Here is an 18,767-nt window from a genome sequence, read left to right on the forward strand (position 1 = left end):
GGTATTGATTTTAAAGACACGCAGCCTTTTTCAGTAATTCGGGGCCGAACCGTTTTTTAATTCCATCTATAGCCTGATACAGATTTATCTTTCCAACGGAATCGGAGAACAAATCGATCTGGTAAGAACCGCTGACAAAATCACTGAACTTCACGCCTACCAGGCGCACCAACATCCGCCGGTCATATAGCTTTTCAAATAGCTGCAGTGCTGTTTTTACAAGTACATCATCAGTTGAGCTATACGGTATTTGACTTTGTCGGCTATAGGTATTCCAATCCGCATAACGAATGGTTATCGTCACGCAGCCAGTGAGCCGCTGCTGACTGCGCAATTCAAAACCCAGTTCATCGACAAACCCGATGATAGTTTTATGCAAGATGTTCATATCTGTTGTATCCCGTTCAAAAGTTATCGACCGACTGACACTCTTCTGTTCCTGGTAGGGGATTACGGGTGATTCGTCAAGGCCATTGGCTTTGCTGTAAATCATTATGCCTGCCTTACCAAAGGTGGCTTCCATCAGCTCCGGCTGTAGTGCCTGAAGGTGGTAAATGTGAGAAGCCCCCATTTTGCAGAGCATTTTATATGTTTCTGGGCCAATTCCAGGGATCTTATTGGCGGGTAAAGGCGCCAAGAATGCTCGCTCCATGCCATGGCCAACCTCTAACGATCCAGCAGGCTTGGCTTGACCAGTGGTAATTTTGCTAACCGTCTTATTGGGTGACAGGCCCATGCTGATCGATAGCCCGGTTTCCCGGATTACCTTCTTGCGTAATTCCAGCGACCATTTCCAGCATCCGAAAAAGCGGTCCATGCCGGATAAATCTAGGTAAAATTCGTCGATGGATGCCTTTTCTACCAACGGAGCTTTTTCTATCAGGATATCGGTCACTAGCTTGGAATACTTACTGTACTCATCATAATCCCCTTTCCGTATGACTGCGTCGGGGCAGAGCCGCTGAGCCAGACGCATCGGCATGGCGCTATGTACCCCGAATTGCCTGGCTTCATAACTACAGCTGGCCACAACCGCCCGGTCACTGTTTCCTCCGACTAAGACGGGCTTTCCTATAAGAGAGCGATCTCTAAGTCGTTCAACGGAAACGAAGAACGTATCCATGTCCATATGCACAATATTGCGTTCCATGTTCTTCTTTTAATATTTTTGGCACTAATAATGCCATGATTATGTCATCAATAATGACAAAATTTTTTGAAAGGACAAAATTTTAATGGTGACTGGAAATTGAAGATGTAGAAAGAAACGTTACAATTATATCAGGATCAATTCCTTGCGAAGGCAGGCCGCCATGTAAAGTTGGCTGATTTAAACGCAAAATTTCGGTATACTTTCGAAACTCTCAAAATCTCCACATAGGCGGTGTCCCATTTTTGTTGCATCCTTTAGCCAGAACCGAAGCGAATCGGCAAAATCAATTTGATCAACACCTATACAGGAACCGTCTGAAAAACAGCGGGACCCCAGCATCCGGGTTGCCAAATTTTAGTTAGAATTCTCCGAAATCATTATGCATTCTTATATGAAGTTGATGAAAAAAGGCTGTGGGCCGTTGTTGATTTGTTCAATGCACTGGAAGCATATAACGGCTTCGGATATCGGAAAAAGAAATCCAACACTTCCTATAATTTCCTGTCATTTACATTTGGTTAACATTCTTCTCGATTCCAATATTTACTTTCATGATCTGTTTTAATTCAAACACTCAGAGAGAATGGAGACTATCAATACAAAACAATCAGGATTCTACGAAACAGTATTTGCCAAACTTAAAATATTGCATACACATAGGCGATGACGAAAAGTTAGGAAACTATCTCATTTCTATATATAGGAATTTGCCCCTAGTATCGATTAAAATTATACAACCAAAAAAACAGCGATGAACTTGCACGAATTCTCAGTGATAATACAACAGAAGGAATCAGATAGATTCATCGAAATTGAGACTATCCTTATAAATGCTCCCATAAACTACACTGTAAAATACGATACACGTGACGGTTTTCGATATGTCATTGAAGACGCTGACTCATTAGCTCCATACATTTATGTATTAAATTCTATTAAAAGTAAAAGAATAGTCCTGTCGTTGTATACTGTTAGCAACACGTCTTACTCGGAACTTGTGTTGAAAAAATTTAAAGTATTTTCCAAACTACCATTTGGATGGAAAAAGGATAGCTATTTCCCTTGTTTTTTTGGTAATATCCAAAAGCTTTATGCACATGAGCTATTTTTGAAAAGGAAGCTTGCAAAGACAACTACTATAAATTACTTTCGAAATTGCATTGGTACCTACACAAAAGCGTTATAAATCGTCAGAACATGAGAGTAACAAACTACTTAATTTTTAAAAAGACCAATAGAATAATTTTATTTTGACAATAAAAAGAAAGCGTAAAAAAGAACTTTTTTCTGTAAATTGTATGTGACCCAATGATAACCTGCACTGAAAATTAAAGCACTTAGTAGATCGGCAAAAGTAACTCCCCTATTTTTTACAACCCTCAATAAAATGAATATGAAACCGCAACAAACGAACGATCGGACAGTAAGTAAAGAAAACTTCATTCGTGCGTTTTTTGATTATGTAACTAATGCAGGCGCAAAGCAAACAGATCAATATGATACGAAGTTAGAAATTAGCAAGGGAATAAATATTCTAACGGCTTGGGCCATCCTCATAAATATCATCACCGGACCCGCCCTTACAAAAATGACTGGTGATTACCGGATAATTATCGGAGCGGCTATCGAACTGCTATGTTTGATACCGATTTTCTCGCTAAACAGGCAACGAAGATTTCGAACCGCAAACCTACTATTTTTCTTTGTCATGAATACTTCAATGCTTTACTTCGGCCTAATCTTAGGTAAAAGCGTAGGAATTACGCTTATGGCGATTTTTCTAGCTGGACTAACAATGTTTGTATTTACTAATAAAAAGCACATCATAACAAGTGCTACAACTACATTTTTAATTCTGATAATGCTTGAATATAATTACAAGCACTCATTTGTTCCTCCGGTATCTGCCAATTCGAACACACATACTTTCATGGAGTTTACAGCACTATGTGTAATGTTCTCCCTTGTTGTTATGGTGTTTCATTTTTTTGCGAAAATAAAAAATAAAAATATTGCCAAGGAAAAAGAAATCAATAAAAGCAAGTCAAAAGAGATAGCGCAAGTTAAAGACATCAGTGAAAGCAAAACCTTTTTTATTCGTTCTTTCGCCCATGAAATGAAGACCTATGTTTATCATGTCTGTTTCGCATGTGGGCTTTTGGAATCAAAAGACCAGGACGTTCCCAACGAGCAAAAAATGTTCATTTTAAAGTCTGGTAGTGAGAACCTTCAAAGATTTGTCGAAAACATGCTGATCTACAGCAAACTAGACGCCGGAAAAATTGATCAACCAGATTATAAGAGAATTGAAACAAAGTGGTTTATTGACAATGCGTTGAATTTGAGTTTTTTTATTCATGCGTCCGAGAAGGAAATAACGCTTAGGCTAGACAAGAATTTCCCAGCTACCTTTGTAACCGACCCTACGAAATTCCAAATTATCTTAAATAATTTAATCAGTAATGCTGTAAAATTTACAACGACAGATACTCCCATTGTTATATCCTTTCAAAGTGAAAGCACTTATTGGTGTGTTGGGATTGAGAATTCAGGTAACGAAATCCCGAAAAACGAAATGCAAGAAATATTTAAACCATTTGTTACAAAGAGAATCAAGGAAATAAACAAAAATGGTTCAGGAATTGGGCTGTATGTTACCAAAAATTATGTAGAAAATATGAATGGGAAAATTAGCGTATACTCCGAAAATGGCGTCACTCGTTTTACAGTTATGTTCCCATATTCAAATGAACTATTACTGAAAGAAACCGCATAAAATTTATTAAATAGATGTTCTATGTATACTACTTCACGTTTCCTGATCAAGAATGCAAAAATCTGGTTGAAGGATTGTATAGCACTAGTATAGGAGACTTCGAAACTAAAATGAAGTTTCACAGTATGCTACCGAATCTGGAATCAATTAGATTTTTCAGCTATATAGCTGCCGAACATTTCGGACGAACTCTAGCCCCCAGGCAAATGCTGTTTGCGATAACTAACGCCAATCACCAATTCTTAGTACGAAGCAGAGACTGCATAGCCATGTGTGATGAATTTTACCCGATACCAGCAACAAAAACCCTTTTATACATGATAAACAAGCATTTATCTAGAAATTAGTAGGATACAATTTTTCACTGCAATAGGATAGCATTGAAATAAAAAGTATTCGAATATAAAAAATAAGAATTTGTGCCTTATATTTATTGTATTTGTCACAAATTCCACTGATTCATTTGCTATGCAACTTTATCACATTCCTAAATTGTACTATCCATTCCCGTCTTATACCGACGTACAGTTAGAAAAGAAGGTAGAAAGTCACACATTACACTGGCTGCGAAGATTTGAACTACTTAACGAGGATCAGGTGCAGTTCTATGCAGATCAACGGTTTTCGGCTATGATAGTGCGAAGTTACCCATTCGCCGATTTTGAAAAATTATGTATTTGGTGTGATCTTAATACCTTGTTATTCATAGTCGACGATAGATTGGATGAAGATTTCGTAATTCAGGATCGAGCTTCATTAACAGCGTATACTGATACATTCCTCCAGGTTTTGCACGACGGAATTGAATCGATTCCTATCAATAAGCAGAGCAGTGAATTAACCGCATTAGATGACTTTTGGAAACGGGCGAAAAATATCTCCCCGTCAGCCTGGCAGGATGTCTTTATTCAAAACATCAAAGATATGTTTGCCGGTGGTTCATGGCAGCTCGAACACATTTTGGAGAACAAAAAACCAAAATTAAAAGACTATAAAGAGTTTCGACAATATCTTGGCGCTGCGCATCTCGCAACAGATTCACTTCCCTTCATGTCTGATATCGATTTGCCGTATACAATATATTCTGCCCCTGATGTGAAGTTATTGACCGAACAAGCGAGAAACATTGTCTGCTATTCAAATGATCTATTCTCTCTTGCAAAGGAAGTAGAGCAGTCGGAAGGAGGTGCTGAATTCAATCTTGTTTCAGTAATCTCGAATGAGGAAAATTGTTCTTTGCAGGAGGCCATTCTTAGGGCGGTCACCCTACATGATGAAACTGTTCGCGATTTCATAAAAACGGAAAAGCGCATCTATACTTTTGACAGCCAAACAAACGAATCGCTTAAAAAATATGCCAGATCGCTCGAATTCTTCATAAAGGGGAATGAGGATTGGAGCACCAAGGAAACCACACGCTACCCTCATGTATATTTAGCGTAGGTAGAAAGATCAAATTTCATAGTTTTTTCTGAAATCCAGTAAGTATATATATAATACGTTCTGACAATACAACCTTTTCCAGTCAAAGTACTGTACGGTACTATGGAAGCACATTCAGATTTTCTAGGGAAAAAGTATCATCAAATAGAAAGCTGAAAATGGGATAATTTCCAGCAATTCCCTGTCCCTCCAGTCTAATACCGGAATAAATTTTTTTATCGAAAAGGGTTGTATGGTTTATATACTGATAATCAGAGAAGTGATGAGACACCAGGGAATTTATCACCTCAAATGCCATCTTTCCTGTTTGTTCTCGTTGGCCAATTTCGCCAGAAAGCATCCTAAAGTTCGGAGTTAATTCTTTGTCTGATGGCTTCATCCCATCAAAACGATAGTGGTCGGCAAAAAACTGTGTATAATAAGGACACAACAGCGATACGAATAAAAATAAATCTCTCCGGTACCTGGTCCCAGCAATGATTTCCTTTTCAGCAATAATTGGAACGAAGAAGCTGTAACAGGGAGCTTGTCGATAATTTGTGGTGAATTTATGGAGGTGGCGTGAGACATCAGCGAGCAGTTCAGTCCATGGCGTTGCTTCTTTCGTATTTGCCTTTTTAATCATATCAGAGATGAGTAAATCCCTGGTATTACTTGCGCGTGGATGGTCATATAGCTCAGGTAAACCGATAGGGTAATGCTGTTGCACACAATGAAGCAGACTAGACAATTCGTTTTCGTTGTTCAAAATTACGGAAGTTTCTGCCATAACATTTATGGTTAATTGCTGGTAGTATTCTAATTAAAGACAGCCGAGGGTTTATAAATCTTGTTTGTATGGTTATTTTCAACTAATATATGCCTGTTTAATGTAAAAAAAAATTATATGCCATGACCCACCTCGAATTTTCTTTTATTGGAATTCATCAGATATCTGTTTCGGGAAGATCGGACAAACCCGGTTTCGAAGCTGTGGCTTCCTGAACTATTTATAATAAGTACTAAATCAACGCTTATTGCACAATCTTATCTAGATGTTTTTTCGGTATTTAATTTCCATTTCAATTGGTATATTAGCATATCGATAATATTTCCGGCCATTTTCCCCAATTTAACCTTTGTTCCTTCCTAAGTGTCAAGGACCAGCCTTACTTTTGCCATCATATTGAGGCGACAGATTTCTAAACCAATTACCAAAAAGAACGGCGACCTATTCTGCTTTCTAATCCATAATCGTGTCATAATTACATATAGGATGTTTTGCTTATAACTGACCCATTAGCATTGTTTTTCGGTTCAACGGAGAGAATAGGGCGTGGTTCTCTATCACTGCAAAAGTTAACCATATGAAAAAGATTGTAATTGTATTGGGTGTTATCGCTCTTTCTGTACTTGGTTTTCTCTCTTGTAAAAGGTATCAGGAAAGAGATAAACAGTTTACCACCAAAGGAAAACCTGATCCTAAGATTGCGATGATCATTGTTACCGACAATGGAGAGGCGAACTCCTTATACTCGCGACATCTTTCTTCTTATTACCTCGAGCTTTTTAGCGCCCTGGCTATCGCTGTATTAACCACTTCTGTTGTTTACCTGGTTACAAGGTTGCTAGATCGGAAGTTTCAATGGAACGAGGTATTTTTTAGCCGTATAATTTTACAAGCAATATTGGGTCTAGCTATACCATCCGTGGTAGCCTACTTGTTGATGATAATGATATGCAGGCTTTTAAATTTAAATACTATTGGATCCGGTTATGATCTGGTTTTGATTCCTATTATTCTAGTACTGGTCATCGGTTTTAATGTCTATTTGCTTGCCGAAAAAATTGGCATACCGATTAAAGACAGTATACCAATTATTGATCCCCCTGATACTCAAAGCACGCCAATCAGAGGAAACCTTTTTAGCCGCCAACCTGACGAGTTTACCGTACATACTCCAACAGGAGTCTTTTCATTGCCGCTAGATGAGATCGCCTACTTTTACCGCAGAAAAGGGTACGTATACCTTCGCCGTAGCAACGGGACAAATCATATTGTGGCCCAAAGCCTTGATCAAATTCAAAACAACATACCGAAAGACAAATTTTTCCGTACATCACGTCATATGTTGGCTAGCTATAATTCGATTGCAGATTACTATTCGCTTGATCATGGAAAACTTGGGCTAAGGTTAAACCCTGTATATGAGGCAGAGGTCACCATAAGCAAACTTCAGAAAAATAGTTTTAAGAACTGGTTGGAAAAAGGAAAAGTAATTATTGACAACTCAGCTTCCTTAGCCTGATAACCGCATAATTAAAACACTTAAACTGCCATGAAAACCCTATTTTATTTGGTACAAATGGAATTTGTGTCTAACCCTCCTTTAGCCACTCGGGAATGAACCTTAATTCAGTTAATCGAGATTTATATCTCACAAATGGATGCAAGCCGGCACCATTTTAAAAACCAAACTGTTAATCCGATGGAACAATTCTGCAGAAACCATTTTGCAAAGCTTCAATCTGAACTGGAGGATAACTCACGTACAATGGCTAAGCCGATTCAGAAGATTGAAAAAGCGATAGAAATAGCGAAAGAATATTTGAAAACACTGAAAGATTTCATATCAGGATATAGCTTTTCCGATAGTGAAGAACAGATCAATTTTTTCAAATTCCACAAACCTTTATTCCTGCAAGACCTGCTCTATTATCAGCAGTTGTTTGAGATAGAGTCTAATTGTCCTATCGGGGATACGGAAGCAGCAATAGCCTTTCTAAAGGGAGAGCTGCGCCATATCAGTAACTACTTCGACCGCCATCACCTACTGCATGTTTATTTCCAGACGGGGAAGACTTTTTTTGACGCCGCCATGTTTGGCAACAGCGGAGATCCAATTCCTCTTCTCAATGAATACGACCTGGAGGGTGATGGACGATTTTCAAATACCTACAGCTACCGTCTGGCTAAGTTCAGTGCCTATGAACATTTGGCTTCTTATCTTACGAATCTAATCGTTGCATTAGACAAAGGAGAGGCTGCTATACCTCCATCCGAACTTGACAAGTTGCCCAAAGTGTACTGGAAGGGGAAAAAAGCGGCTTTCTATGAAGTTGTACTCGGCATGGTCGAGGCGGGACTTATTACCGGCAATATTCAAACAGCAATGGAATATCTTGGATTTTGCCTGTCTATCAAGCCCGGAAACTACTGGAGCTATTTCCAGGCCATGCGTATTCGAAAAAAAGACCGTACTCCTATTTTGTCACAAATGATCACTAGCGTTACCCATCGCTGGGATCTTCAAGACGAATTTCCACAACAAAGGAAATGATGATTTCTTTTTTCGAAAATCTGTATAAACATAGTATCCTCCATCAGGTTGTGTAGTTTTACTAAGCTAATTAGTAATTACTCACTTTTGTGACTGAGAAATAGGGTAGAGTGAGTTGATCTCAACACCTAAGGCGATTGCAAGTTTAACTAGCTTTGTAACTTGGATGTCAGTTTTGCCATTTTCAATTATGCTCAGATTCGGCCCAGAAATCCCTGTGGCTACTTCAATATCAATTTGGGTTAATCCTTTGGCTTTCCTAATCCGGCGGATATTTTCACCCATGATTTTCAATATTTCGTCATCCTTAATCATAACCACGAAATTTGTGGTATGCCGGCGACTAAAAATTATAGAATTCTATAAGTTTTGAAAATAATTCCTTATATTCGATTATCTTTGCGACCCTTCAAGGGAATACCCAAAGGATATTGCAGAGGCATCCTATAGTAAAATGGTCCAGTCGCCAAAAATATCGGTACCATTAGCTATAAGGAGGCCCGCTCACTCTGTGCGCGGGCTCTTTCGTGTACGCTTACCGAGTTTGGCGACTGGGGGCGGAAAGATTGAGTCCCGCGCATTTTATTTTATACCGCGCGGTTTTTATTGAGTGTAAAAACCCAACTCTATGTCCCAAATCCACAAAGTGAATGCCACAAGCACTTTAATTACCAAAACGATTAATGCTGTTTGGATAGACGATGATAATTTCTTTCTTAAATGGCTTATACCGGAAATGTTTAAAATAGCGGGTACCACCTTAAAAATCACAGAGTTTACCTCCGCCGTTCCTGCAATTGAAAGAATTAAAACAGGTCGCCAGGATATAGTGCTTACAAATCTTTTTATGCCGCCACCAGATGGAATGGACTTAATTAAGATGATACGTGAGTTTAACAAAAAAATACCGATAGTCGTGGTTTCCGCTAGATTTAATCCCAAATTGTACGCCGATGCAATTTCTGCAGGTGCGATCGACTACTTTTTTAAAAAAGATCTTAATCTGTGCGACTTGTGTGAAAGGATAGATGTGTTAACTAGTACATCATGATTTACAAATGTCGAATAGTGAAAGAGAAGATTAGGGAACGGTTGGTATGGACAGAGGTAATTTTTGATGACTGCTAGGTATTGTGGTTCACCTGTTCCTTAGGGCATGTCACCACTTTAATGCAATAATTTCCATAGTTCCGCAGTTCCTCAGTTTATATAAACAGAGGATTTTTTTCATAATCCATTTTTATTTGCAGAATAGGAAAGCCTCGGGTATTCACCCGAGGCTGGTGTGTTTAAACATATGAGTGTAAATTGTTTCCGCCCCTTATCCTTGAATCGAAATTTATTTTTAGTACCTAATACCACCTATAGTAAAATCGCCTTCACATTGCCACAATTTTGCTAACGTAATTCATGCGGTAACTCATCCGCAAACTAAAGGAGGTCGAAATGATTAGCAATATTACCTGGTCGCAATATTTTTTAGCATTAGCCTTTATGATGGTTACATACTATACCATCATCATATTATTATACTACCGTACGAGGGTTTCTACTCTGATACGACTTGAAAAGCTGCTACCCAGAAGGTACGATGAACTGGAGCAAGATGAAAGGCCGGATTACGATGGGTTAGCAAAAACGGTAGCAGATCTTAAAAGCATCCTGGAAAGTGCGGGGGGAGAAGAAAAGGGGGCTGTTCTCTCCCGTCTGAAGCAACGGTTAGTTACCTATTCGGGGCTTCAGCTTCCCGCCTTCCGGGTTGCGATATTCCAGTTTATTATCCGCAATGCCACCTCATCATGTGGCTTTTCTGTCACTGAAAAGGAGCTAGACGTTCTGATACAGGCGTCTTCCTTGCCAGGTACAAATTAAACTTACTGTACAGTTACTATTATATAGATGCATGGCCATGCACCGAAATTTCAAACGGTGCATATGAGAAAACGCATTCCTTTCACAACTCCGGCAGGCGCCGTTATACTTACCGTCTTGCTGGTTACCATTTCAGTGTCGGTGTTTTGCCAGGATGGCAATGCCGGTATAACCAAAGCAACAACTGAGATTAAACGCTATTTCGAGACAGGACAAAAATTGCTTTATGCAATTGGCGGGATCGTTGGACTCATCGGAGCAATAAAGGTCTACAATAAATGGAGCGCAGGGGAACCAGATACCGCTAAAGTCGCCAGTGCTTGGTTTTCGGCCTGTATCTTTTTGGTTGTCGTAGCCACTGTCCTAAAAGCCTTCTTTTCTCTATAAACTTCAAATTTTATGAAGCGGAAACTCCCATTAATCGATATAGAAGGAACATGGTTCCTTGTCGATGTGCTCCACGAAGAGTTGCGCCAGAAAGATAATCCGGTTAATCGCATTTCCTTCAGCGCATTTTACCAGGAAGGTGAAGGTTATACTTTCCTCTATGATAAAGTAGAGAAAAACTCACCGCCGGAACTCTTTTCAGATCAGATGGATCCGAATGATCCACTCCCAGACCCGGACCGCTACGTTTGGGTAACTCTTGCGGCGCTGATGGAGCTTGATCCGATAGGCATCGCTCTCAAATACGACATTCCAATAGAACTCCTCTGCGGTGATCAGGCGCCTCCAGGATTGCCACCTGACAGGGAAGACAGTGACGAAGACGAGCAGGAAGATATATTCCATTAATACGGAAGCTTATGATCCGCTATCCAATTAATAAAGGCGTCAATCGACCCATTGAGTTCAGAGGACTTAAAGGTCAGTACATCTATATTATGGCCGTAGGGCTGGCGGTGCTCCTGATCATCTTCAGCATTTTATATATAGCGGGGGTACCCAACGCCCTGTTGCTACCGGTAGTTGGAATAGCAGGGTTTGGTTTGTTAAGTGCGATCTTCCGGTTAAGCCATAGATATGGCGTATATGGGCTTATGAAAGCCATCGCCAGGCGTGGGGTACCGTCTGCTATTTACTGCAATACGAAAAAGACGTTCACGCAATTACTTCAACATAATAATTGCACGACAAAAGACTAACAGCATGGTTATTATATTCATTCTTGCGGCCATTGTACTGGCCGCAGCTATACTCAATGCCCGGCCACCAGCCAAAACTGAAAGGGACCTGCAGGCAATCTTTCCATTATGGAAGCTCGAAAAGGGCATCCTTCTCTCAAAATCTGGTGATGCAACTGTAGTACTTAAAATTGATCTTCCGGAGATATTTACTTTATCGGAGCAGGAATACGAATCTTTACATATCACCTGGCTTAAGGCTATCAAAGTTTTACCACCTGGCAGTATCCTGCACAAGCAAGATTGGTTCACCTCTGAACGGTATGCTGCATCGGCACAAAGATCACAGGGCAATTTCCTGCAACAAAGCAGCGACCGGTTCTTCAACGAGCGCCCCTACCTTGCCCATCAATGCTATTTATACCTCACCCTCAAAACCCCGGGACGGAAGCCCGCCACCTCGGCGTATTCCAGCCTGCTGCGCAAAAACATTGTTGCCCGTGAGCTGACCGGCAACACTGTCGTTCAGCAGCTGCAGAGCTGTATCGGGCAATTTTGCAGGATCCTGTCGGATAGCGGCTTCGTAACGGTTTCTGTACTCAGCCCGGAGGAGATCGCCGGATCCGGTAACAAACAAGGCATTATCGACCGGTATCTTTCTTTAGGCCGCGATCAGGGTCCTGCTGTCTTAAAAGACATCCACTTTAAGCCGGAACTTAAGATCGGCAGCCAGTATTGCCTGCTGTTTTCCGTCGCCGACGCCGATCAGCTCCCCGGCTTCTGTGCGCCAAAAATCAATTACGACAAATATGCTACTGACCGTACCAAATTTTTCGTCGGCTTTGCTACACCGCTCGGACAGCTGCTTCCCGTCAATCACATCTACAACCAATACCTCGTCCTGGAAGATCCTGTACAGACGTTAAAGACAATGGAGGCAAAACGCAGAAGACTGCAGTCGCTGAGTGCCTACAGCCGGGAGAATACCATCAGCAGGGATGCTACGGCTGAGTACCTGAACGAAGCTATCTCTGAGGCACGTATGCCAATCACCGCGCATCTGAATTTGCTTTGCTGGACAGACGATCCGTCACAGCTCAAGGAGATCCGCAACGCCGCCTCTTCGGCGATTTCCAAAATGGAGGTGATCCCGCACGAGGAGACTGTCGGTGCCGCACAACTCTGGTGGGCTGGTATTCCGGGCAACGCTGCCGAGCTACCGGAAAATGAGTGCTTCTATACGTTCGCGCAGCAGGCTACCTGTTTCTTTAACCTAGAGACCAGTTACCGTTCTTCCAAAAGCCCCTTCGGTATCCGGCTGGGAGATCGGCTGACAGGCGTCCCCCTGCATGTGGACATCAGTGATGAGCCGATGAAAACGGTGTGCACGAATAGAAATAAGCTGGTGATCGGGGGATCGGGTTCGGGCAAATCGGTATTCATGAACCATCTCTGCCACAGCTATGTGTTACAGGGGGCTCACTGCGTGATCCTGGATGTTGGTCACAGCTACGAAGGTTTATGTAAACTGTTGGGCGGATATTATTTCACCTATTCAGAGGCCAACCCCATTAAATTCAATCCGTTTTATATCCCCGCCGGCGACTATCTGGATACAGAGAAAAAGGAAAGCATCAAATCCTTGCTGGTGGGGCTTTGGAAGGCCAACGATGAGAACTTCCGCAGGAGCGAGTATGTGGCCATCAGCAATTCGCTGCAGTCCTACTTCCATTTTCTATCAGGTCATAAAGAGATCTTTCCCTGCTTCAACTCCTACTACGAATTCCTGCAGCAGCATTATATAAAGGAGTTGGAAGCGGAGAAGGTTAAGGACAGGGATTTTGACATCCACAACTTCCTGTATGTGCTGCGGCCGTTTTTTAAGGGTGGCGAGTTCGACTATATTCTCAACGGTACCGAGAACCTGGAGCTGCTTTCTCAGCCGTTCGTGGTCTATGAGCTGGATGCGATCAAAGATCATCCGACGCTCTTCCAGGTAACGACCCTGGTGATTGCAGAAATGTTCATTTCCAAGATGCGCAAGCTTAAGGGCATTCGTAAGGTGATCGTCATAGAAGAAGCCTGGAAAGCCATATCCAGGGCAGGCATGGCCGAATTCATCAAGTACCTGTACAAAACAGTCAGGAAGCATATGGGCGAGGCCATCACCGTCAGCCAGGAAATAGATGACCTGATCAGCAGCCCGGTCATTAAAGAGGCCATCATAAACAACTCTGACTGTAAGATCCTGCTTGACCTGAAAAAATTCGCCAACAAATTCGATGATATACAGGCAACGCTCGGCATGACCGACAAGGGCAAAGACCTTGTCCTAAGCCTGAACCGCGCCAATGAGCCAGGGAAAAGGTACCGGGAAGTCTATATTGAATTGGGCAACACGATCATGAAGGTCTACCGGTACGAGCCCAGTATCGAGGAATACTACGCTTATAGTACCGAACAAAGTGAAAAGATGAAGGTGCAGGAGTATACCGAAAAATATGGTGGCGATATCCGTAAAGCCCTCCGCGCCATTGCCCTGGAGCAGGTAGCCTGAAAGTGATTCTAATTTTTTCAACGATTGTAAATAACGATAGTTAATATTAAAGATCATGGGTCTGAAAGCAGTAGTGGAGCTATATAAAGCGCATGCATCAGAGGATGGGTTACCGGCCCGCCAAAGCGGAAGGTTGCCTATGCTGGTCATTGACGGAATACCGTATTATATTGAGACACGTTTTAATGTGCTCCGACCAGTTAATATTTACCTTCCGGAAATCGATTATGGGGCCTGCAGCCGCTTAACTAATGACGGCCAGCACCAGCTGTTCTTTTATGACAAAAAATGTGGCAAGGGCATCAATGACCTTAGCGGATATATCCCAGAAAACGTGTTGTTGGTAAAGGTTCCTGAGAACCGCTTCCTTGACCCCTTTATGCACTCCATGCTCACTAACCTGCCGGTTTCACGCTTCCTTGAAAATGGCCGTTTGCTGATGTACCGGGTCGCAGAGACCGTTCCGGTAACCCAGCGGATGATCAACCGTGTTATCAACAAAATGGGTCCCAGGGAGTCCTTTGAGAACCTGTTTAATAATGCTAAGCGAATTGCACTTGCGGCAAACAGCACCTTACAGACCACTTCAGGCACAAAACATAAAAAGCGACGAAACAGCCTCCGGTAACCTTCGCCCATCTCTATTTCATCCACAGCAAAAACGATAGTCATGAAAAGGCTTTTACTCCTGTTGTTCCTGGCAGGGGCACTGACCGTCCTGCCGACGCAAAAGAGCCATGCCGTTGTATGGGTTGTCGTCAAGGCCGCACTCAAAAAGGTGATCCGGGCCATCGACCTGGGTATCCAGCGGCAGCAAAACAAAGTCATCTGGTTGCAGAATGCTCAGAAGACACTGGAAAACACCATGTCCAAATTGAAGCTGAAAGATATTTCCGAATGGTCTGAAAAGCAACGCCAGCTTTACGATCAGTATTTTAAGGAACTCTGGAAGATCAAAAATGCGATCCATACCTATAAGGAGGTGCGCGATATCATACGCCGGCAGGCAGGGCTGGTACAGGAATACGGGCACGCCTGGTCGTTGCTGCAGCGCGACAGCCATTTTACGCCCCGTGAACTCCGGCAGATGTATCGTATTTACAGCGGCATCCTGGAGGAAAGCATGAAAAATGTCGAAGAGCTGACCATGGTGGTGAGCAGCCTTACTACCCAGATGGGCGATGGGCGCCGCCTGGAGCTTATCGCTTACGTCAGCCGCCGGCTGGAACAGAACCTGGTCGACCTGCGGAGCTTCAATAACCAGAACTTCCGTATCAGCCTATCCAGGGCCGCCAGTGTGGACGAGCAGAGGCAATTAAGGTTGCTTTATGGTATTGAAAACTGAGGCTAATGGAGATCGATGAAAAGCGATATGATCAAATGGCGCAGCGCTTTGCCCATGTATTGAGACGCAAAGGGTACAGGGGTAAATTTTTCCTGATGGATAGCCGCACCGAGCAACGGATACAGACAGATGGCACAATTGAGGACTGTTTAGGAATGCTGCGCAAGGAATTTGAACGTAATGATGACTGCCAGGATGTACTGCTCTCCACATTCTCGGATCCGGCGTCCAGGCAGTACCGGTGTACCTTTTTACTGGACTACTCCGCTACTGACGGCTTTCATATCCGGATAGGGCATCTGTATGATGTGAAGCAGGAGCTCAGCCACATCATGAAACATCTGCCCATGGAGCAGGTACCGGGCGCTGCAATGATACCAACCTACTTTCCCAAGAAGAAGCCATGGGATGATTTCCAGCGCGGGAAAGGGTTTAAGCCAAAATACTAATTATCATGAATCAGGAGCGACTAATGGAGTATATAAGATCCTACCAGGAACTTTTAGCGGAAAAGCATTACGATGATGCCACATTAGGCAACGGTCATCCTGCCGATACCATAAAGTTGAATCTTCAGAAGGGATTCCTGGAATACTTCAGTGATGGGAATTCCAATGGGGAAGGCTTTCTTACCTTGCAGACCTATGGTAAGCTGGGACCCGGCAAGGAGCTTGTAGGAATTACCTTTGATTTCTATTGTAATGAAAATCTGGGAACGATTGACCTGAAGCAGATGGCTATCTACAATAATACTGGTACCATAATTATTGAGACGCATAGCAATTCTGGTATTCCCGACCTGGAGGAAATATATACCCTTCTTAAAGAAAACGAGAAAGCAGACCAGAAACTGGGATGCGCTACGAACAGGCGCGGTTTCCGCCCATTTTGAATGTAGATCCTTTTAGCCCCCCATTTCATCAACAGTAAATACCAGCTTATGAAAATGGGTTTATTATTGTTTTTTTTCTTGTTGGTTGTCTACAGCGCTTCGGCCCAACTGCTGGGCGGTATTTTCAGCCAGAACAAGACGCAGGTTAAATATTACATGGAGCAGATCGCGGTGCTTAAAGCTTATAAGGGTGTTTTGAAAACCGGCTACTGCGTAGTCAAGGATGGCGCCGGCCTGGTCAGCGATATCAGGAACGGCGAATTCAGCCTGCATAAAAACTATTTCAACAGTCTTTCCGCCGTAAGTACCCGCGTCAGCAGCAACTCCAGGGCAAAGGCTGTCTATGAAATGGTCTCGGAGGTAAGCAGGGGCACCTCGCGGATCGGACCCTATCTTTCCAACCTGCCGTACAGCACCTCCGAAACCTTACGCGATATGCTACTCCGCGGTAGCGAGTCGGCCTCCCGTGAGCTGGATGAAATGCTGCTGATCATCGAAGACGGCCAGACCGAGATGACGGAGGATGCCCGTCTTCAGGCCATTGACCGGATCTACTTCCAGCTACAGCGGTTGTATGGTCACCAGATGCAGCTGCTGCGAAACATCTATGCGCTGTCGGAGTACTACCGCGGGCGACAGGCTGATATTGACCGCTATAAAAAAATATTCGACTGAACATTTACTGATCACGACTTCCGGCGCCGCCCCCATGCTGAGAGCCTAAACGGTTATTCATTATGCTAAAAATTATCTTGCTCGGTCTTGGCGTGCAAAGCACTGCATTGTACCTGATGTCTTCGATGGGAATGCTGCCGAAAGCTGACATGGCCATTTTTGTGGATACCGGCAAAGAAGGTACCGGCACCTATCAGTATTTGCATTTTCTGCAAAATTGGCAGGCCTGCAACAATGGCCTGCCGTTGACCGTGCTTGCCGGCAAAAACCTGTACCAGGACTTGCTGCATCCCTCCTACAGTGAGCGACCTACAAGCATCCCGGCATTTACCTATAGTCCCGATGGTACCATTGGCATGCTGCGCCGGCAATGCACTTCCGAATACAAGATCAAGGTTATGGATGATTATATCCGGGATACGATCTATGGCCTGCCCAAATATGCCCGCAGGCCTGAGACAGAGCTCTGGTACGGTATTACCACCGATGAGATAGAACGGCTCTCGATTCCGCGCGAAGCCTGGAAGGTCAATTGTTACCCCTTTGCAGGATATTATACCACGCACGGTGGTGCGACAGAAGCGCTTTTATGGGCTAGGCCGATGTCCCGGCAGGACGTCATCCATTGGTATGTGCTTCGTGAGCTGCCGGTGCCGCCCAAAAGTGCCTGTGTCTTTTGTCCCTATCAGTCCGACGCCAGTTGGGCCAGGCGCAAAAAACTCTTCCCGGAAGACTTTGCAGCGGCTGTTGCCGTGGATAAGGCTATCCGCAACAGCACCAGGGCGGGCGTGCTCTATCCTGTATTTCTGCACCGATCCTGCAAGCCACTGGAAAGCGTTGAGTTTGACAGCCGCGGTGATAAAGATTGGGGCGAATGCTCCGGTACCTGCCACGTGTAACGGGCATTAACCCGCGCCGCCCTGCCTGTGGCAGGCGGCGCCGCAAACAGTGAACAATGAAAAAAATACTGTTGTTCCTGCTGCTTTTGGTGGCAGGCGCGAAAATACAACTGGCTTCCGCCCAGGCGGCGGAAATTCAACAGCTGGCACTCAATCTTGAAAAGCTCGCCCAGCTTAAAAGTATCCTTAGTGATCTGAAAAGAGGCTATGACATCGTCTCGAAGGGCTACGGTACGATCAGAAACATTACAGAAGGCAATTTCAATGTCCACCAGGCCTTTCTGGACGGGCTGCTGGCCGTTAACCCTAAGCTCGTCCGTTATAGCAAGGTGCCAGCCATCATCTCCGGGCAGGTCCATATCCTCTCTGAGTATAAAGAAGCCTGGCGACAGCTGAAGGCCGGTGGCCGCTTTACCGATAAGGAGCTGGATTATATGCTGCGTGTTTACAGCAACCTGTTGGAAAGAAGCCTGAAAAACCTGGACGAGCTGACGATGGTGCTTACCGCCGGGGAGCTGAGGATGGCAGATGACGAAAGGATCAAGGCTATTGACCGGTTATATAACGACATGAATGAAAAGACCGCCTTCCTGCGGGCATTCAATAAAAGGGCCTTTGCGATCGATGGACAACGCCGGGTCTACCTGCGGGAAAACCAATCCCTCAGATCCCTTTACCGCAACTGATCTTATAGGACAAATACAATTTCCC

The 18,767-nt window shown here is 43.5% G+C and carries 20 protein-coding genes; 17 read left to right on the top strand and 3 right to left on the bottom strand.

Features of this window, described 5'->3' with window-relative positions:
• Window positions 1-10: 10 nt before the first annotated feature.
• Window positions 11-1,150 carry a DNA polymerase IV gene (gene dinB, locus HF324_RS03125; RefSeq protein WP_168809422.1) on the bottom strand — a complete coding sequence of 380 codons (1,140 nt, stop codon included), beginning with the start codon at window positions 1,148-1,150 and terminating at the stop codon, window positions 11-13.
• A 1,396-nt stretch (window positions 1,151-2,546) separates the two neighbouring features.
• Here dinB and HF324_RS03130 point away from each other — a divergent pair.
• Entirely contained in the window at window positions 2,547-3,929 is a 1,383-nt protein-coding gene (locus HF324_RS03130) for a sensor histidine kinase (RefSeq protein ID WP_168809425.1), read from the top strand.
• 468 nt (window positions 3,930-4,397) lie between these two features.
• Window positions 4,398-5,372 carry a terpene synthase family protein gene (locus HF324_RS03135; protein WP_168809427.1) on the top strand — a complete coding sequence of 325 codons (975 nt, stop codon included), beginning with the start codon at window positions 4,398-4,400 and terminating at the stop codon, window positions 5,370-5,372.
• A gap of 100 nt (window positions 5,373-5,472) precedes the next feature.
• Here HF324_RS03135 and HF324_RS03140 read toward each other — a convergent pair whose 3' ends face one another.
• Complete coding sequence (locus tag HF324_RS03140) at window positions 5,473-6,141, bottom strand: hypothetical protein (protein ID WP_168809429.1); 669 nt, start codon at window positions 6,139-6,141, stop codon at window positions 5,473-5,475.
• 577 nt (window positions 6,142-6,718) lie between these two features.
• Between HF324_RS03140 and HF324_RS03145 the strand changes: the two genes are divergently transcribed.
• Window positions 6,719-7,660, top strand: coding sequence for a LytTR family DNA-binding domain-containing protein (locus tag HF324_RS03145; RefSeq protein ID WP_168809431.1), 942 nt, complete (start codon window positions 6,719-6,721; stop codon window positions 7,658-7,660).
• 246 nt (window positions 7,661-7,906) lie between these two features.
• Window positions 7,907-8,692: an RteC domain-containing protein gene (locus HF324_RS03150; RefSeq protein ID WP_168809433.1), complete on the top strand. Its 786-nt coding sequence runs from the start codon at window positions 7,907-7,909 to the stop codon at window positions 8,690-8,692.
• Between the two features lie 81 nt (window positions 8,693-8,773).
• Here the strand turns inward: HF324_RS03150 and HF324_RS03155 are convergent, their stop codons facing one another.
• On the bottom strand, window positions 8,774-9,007 hold the full coding sequence (locus tag HF324_RS03155; protein WP_168809435.1) for a helix-turn-helix domain-containing protein: 234 nt from the start codon (window positions 9,005-9,007) through the stop codon (window positions 8,774-8,776).
• Between the two features lie 313 nt (window positions 9,008-9,320).
• On the opposite strand from HF324_RS03155, the gene HF324_RS03160 reads away from it, so the two are divergent.
• The 13 genes from HF324_RS03160 (at window position 9,321) to HF324_RS03220 (ending at window position 18,742) form a co-directional block, all read left to right on the top strand.
• Window positions 9,321-9,743 (top strand): response regulator, encoded by a 423-nt coding sequence (locus HF324_RS03160; protein ID WP_168809437.1) that lies wholly within the window; start codon window positions 9,321-9,323, stop codon window positions 9,741-9,743.
• Between the two features lie 395 nt (window positions 9,744-10,138).
• Complete coding sequence (locus HF324_RS03165) at window positions 10,139-10,564, top strand: hypothetical protein (protein ID WP_168809439.1); 426 nt, start codon at window positions 10,139-10,141, stop codon at window positions 10,562-10,564.
• Window positions 10,565-10,627: 63 nt separating this feature from the next.
• On the top strand, window positions 10,628-10,951 hold the full coding sequence (locus tag HF324_RS03170) for a DUF4134 domain-containing protein (RefSeq protein ID WP_168809441.1): 324 nt from the start codon (window positions 10,628-10,630) through the stop codon (window positions 10,949-10,951).
• Between the two features lie 12 nt (window positions 10,952-10,963).
• Window positions 10,964-11,359: a hypothetical protein gene (locus HF324_RS03175; protein ID WP_168809443.1), complete on the top strand. Its 396-nt coding sequence runs from the start codon at window positions 10,964-10,966 to the stop codon at window positions 11,357-11,359.
• 11 nt (window positions 11,360-11,370) lie between these two features.
• Window positions 11,371-11,709, top strand: a complete 339-nt coding sequence (locus HF324_RS03180) for a DUF4133 domain-containing protein (protein ID WP_168809444.1) — start codon at window positions 11,371-11,373, stop codon at window positions 11,707-11,709.
• 4 nt (window positions 11,710-11,713) lie between these two features.
• Window positions 11,714-14,245, top strand: a complete 2,532-nt coding sequence (locus HF324_RS03185) for a TraG family conjugative transposon ATPase (RefSeq protein ID WP_168809446.1) — start codon at window positions 11,714-11,716, stop codon at window positions 14,243-14,245.
• 55 nt (window positions 14,246-14,300) lie between these two features.
• A complete protein-coding gene (locus HF324_RS03190; protein ID WP_168809448.1) occupies window positions 14,301-14,873 on the top strand; it encodes a hypothetical protein in 573 nt (190 codons plus the stop codon).
• Between the two features lie 42 nt (window positions 14,874-14,915).
• The gene (locus tag HF324_RS03195) at window positions 14,916-15,590 is read left to right on the top strand and encodes a conjugal transfer protein TraI (RefSeq protein ID WP_168809450.1); all 675 of its coding nucleotides are present in this window, start codon (window positions 14,916-14,918) and stop codon (window positions 15,588-15,590) included.
• Between the two features lie 5 nt (window positions 15,591-15,595).
• The gene (locus tag HF324_RS03200) at window positions 15,596-16,039 is read left to right on the top strand and encodes a hypothetical protein (protein WP_168809452.1); all 444 of its coding nucleotides are present in this window, start codon (window positions 15,596-15,598) and stop codon (window positions 16,037-16,039) included.
• Window positions 16,040-16,044: 5 nt separating this feature from the next.
• Entirely contained in the window at window positions 16,045-16,482 is a 438-nt protein-coding gene (locus HF324_RS03205) for a hypothetical protein (protein ID WP_168809454.1), read from the top strand.
• 48 nt (window positions 16,483-16,530) lie between these two features.
• Window positions 16,531-17,157: a hypothetical protein gene (locus tag HF324_RS03210; RefSeq protein WP_168809456.1), complete on the top strand. Its 627-nt coding sequence runs from the start codon at window positions 16,531-16,533 to the stop codon at window positions 17,155-17,157.
• A 62-nt stretch (window positions 17,158-17,219) separates the two neighbouring features.
• Window positions 17,220-18,056 (top strand): hypothetical protein, encoded by an 837-nt coding sequence (locus HF324_RS03215; protein ID WP_168809458.1) that lies wholly within the window; start codon window positions 17,220-17,222, stop codon window positions 18,054-18,056.
• 56 nt (window positions 18,057-18,112) lie between these two features.
• Window positions 18,113-18,742: a TerB family tellurite resistance protein gene (locus HF324_RS03220; RefSeq protein ID WP_168809460.1), complete on the top strand. Its 630-nt coding sequence runs from the start codon at window positions 18,113-18,115 to the stop codon at window positions 18,740-18,742.
• The last annotated feature ends 25 nt before the right edge of the window (window positions 18,743-18,767 follow it).

It is taken from the genome of Chitinophaga oryzae, assembly GCF_012516375.2.
Classification (GTDB): Bacteria; Bacteroidota; Bacteroidia; order Chitinophagales; family Chitinophagaceae; genus Chitinophaga; species Chitinophaga oryzae.

Coding starts and splice junctions, on each gene's coding strand:
- HF324_RS03145 (WP_168809431.1), top strand. CDS start 6,719: ATGAAAAAGATTGTAATTGTATTGGGTGTTATCGCTCTTTCTGTACTT.
- HF324_RS03165 (WP_168809439.1), top strand. CDS start 10,139: ATGATTAGCAATATTACCTGGTCGCAATATTTTTTAGCATTAGCCTTT.
- HF324_RS03140 (WP_168809429.1), bottom strand. CDS start 6,141: ATGGCAGAAACTTCCGTAATTTTGAACAACGAAAACGAATTGTCTAGT.
- HF324_RS03215 (WP_168809458.1), top strand. CDS start 17,220: ATGCTAAAAATTATCTTGCTCGGTCTTGGCGTGCAAAGCACTGCATTG.
- HF324_RS03150 (WP_168809433.1), top strand. CDS start 7,907: ATGGCTAAGCCGATTCAGAAGATTGAAAAAGCGATAGAAATAGCGAAA.
- HF324_RS03190 (WP_168809448.1), top strand. CDS start 14,301: ATGGGTCTGAAAGCAGTAGTGGAGCTATATAAAGCGCATGCATCAGAG.
- HF324_RS03135 (WP_168809427.1), top strand. CDS start 4,398: ATGCAACTTTATCACATTCCTAAATTGTACTATCCATTCCCGTCTTAT.
- HF324_RS03195 (WP_168809450.1), top strand. CDS start 14,916: ATGAAAAGGCTTTTACTCCTGTTGTTCCTGGCAGGGGCACTGACCGTC.
- HF324_RS03200 (WP_168809452.1), top strand. CDS start 15,596: ATGGAGATCGATGAAAAGCGATATGATCAAATGGCGCAGCGCTTTGCC.
- HF324_RS03155 (WP_168809435.1), bottom strand. CDS start 9,007: ATGATTAAGGATGACGAAATATTGAAAATCATGGGTGAAAATATCCGC.
- HF324_RS03160 (WP_168809437.1), top strand. CDS start 9,321: ATGTCCCAAATCCACAAAGTGAATGCCACAAGCACTTTAATTACCAAA.
- HF324_RS03130 (WP_168809425.1), top strand. CDS start 2,547: ATGAAACCGCAACAAACGAACGATCGGACAGTAAGTAAAGAAAACTTC.
- HF324_RS03185 (WP_168809446.1), top strand. CDS start 11,714: ATGGTTATTATATTCATTCTTGCGGCCATTGTACTGGCCGCAGCTATA.
- HF324_RS03180 (WP_168809444.1), top strand. CDS start 11,371: ATGATCCGCTATCCAATTAATAAAGGCGTCAATCGACCCATTGAGTTC.
- HF324_RS03220 (WP_168809460.1), top strand. CDS start 18,113: ATGAAAAAAATACTGTTGTTCCTGCTGCTTTTGGTGGCAGGCGCGAAA.
- dinB (WP_168809422.1), bottom strand. CDS start 1,150: ATGGAACGCAATATTGTGCATATGGACATGGATACGTTCTTCGTTTCC.
- HF324_RS03210 (WP_168809456.1), top strand. CDS start 16,531: ATGAAAATGGGTTTATTATTGTTTTTTTTCTTGTTGGTTGTCTACAGC.
- HF324_RS03170 (WP_168809441.1), top strand. CDS start 10,628: ATGAGAAAACGCATTCCTTTCACAACTCCGGCAGGCGCCGTTATACTT.
- HF324_RS03205 (WP_168809454.1), top strand. CDS start 16,045: ATGAATCAGGAGCGACTAATGGAGTATATAAGATCCTACCAGGAACTT.
- HF324_RS03175 (WP_168809443.1), top strand. CDS start 10,964: ATGAAGCGGAAACTCCCATTAATCGATATAGAAGGAACATGGTTCCTT.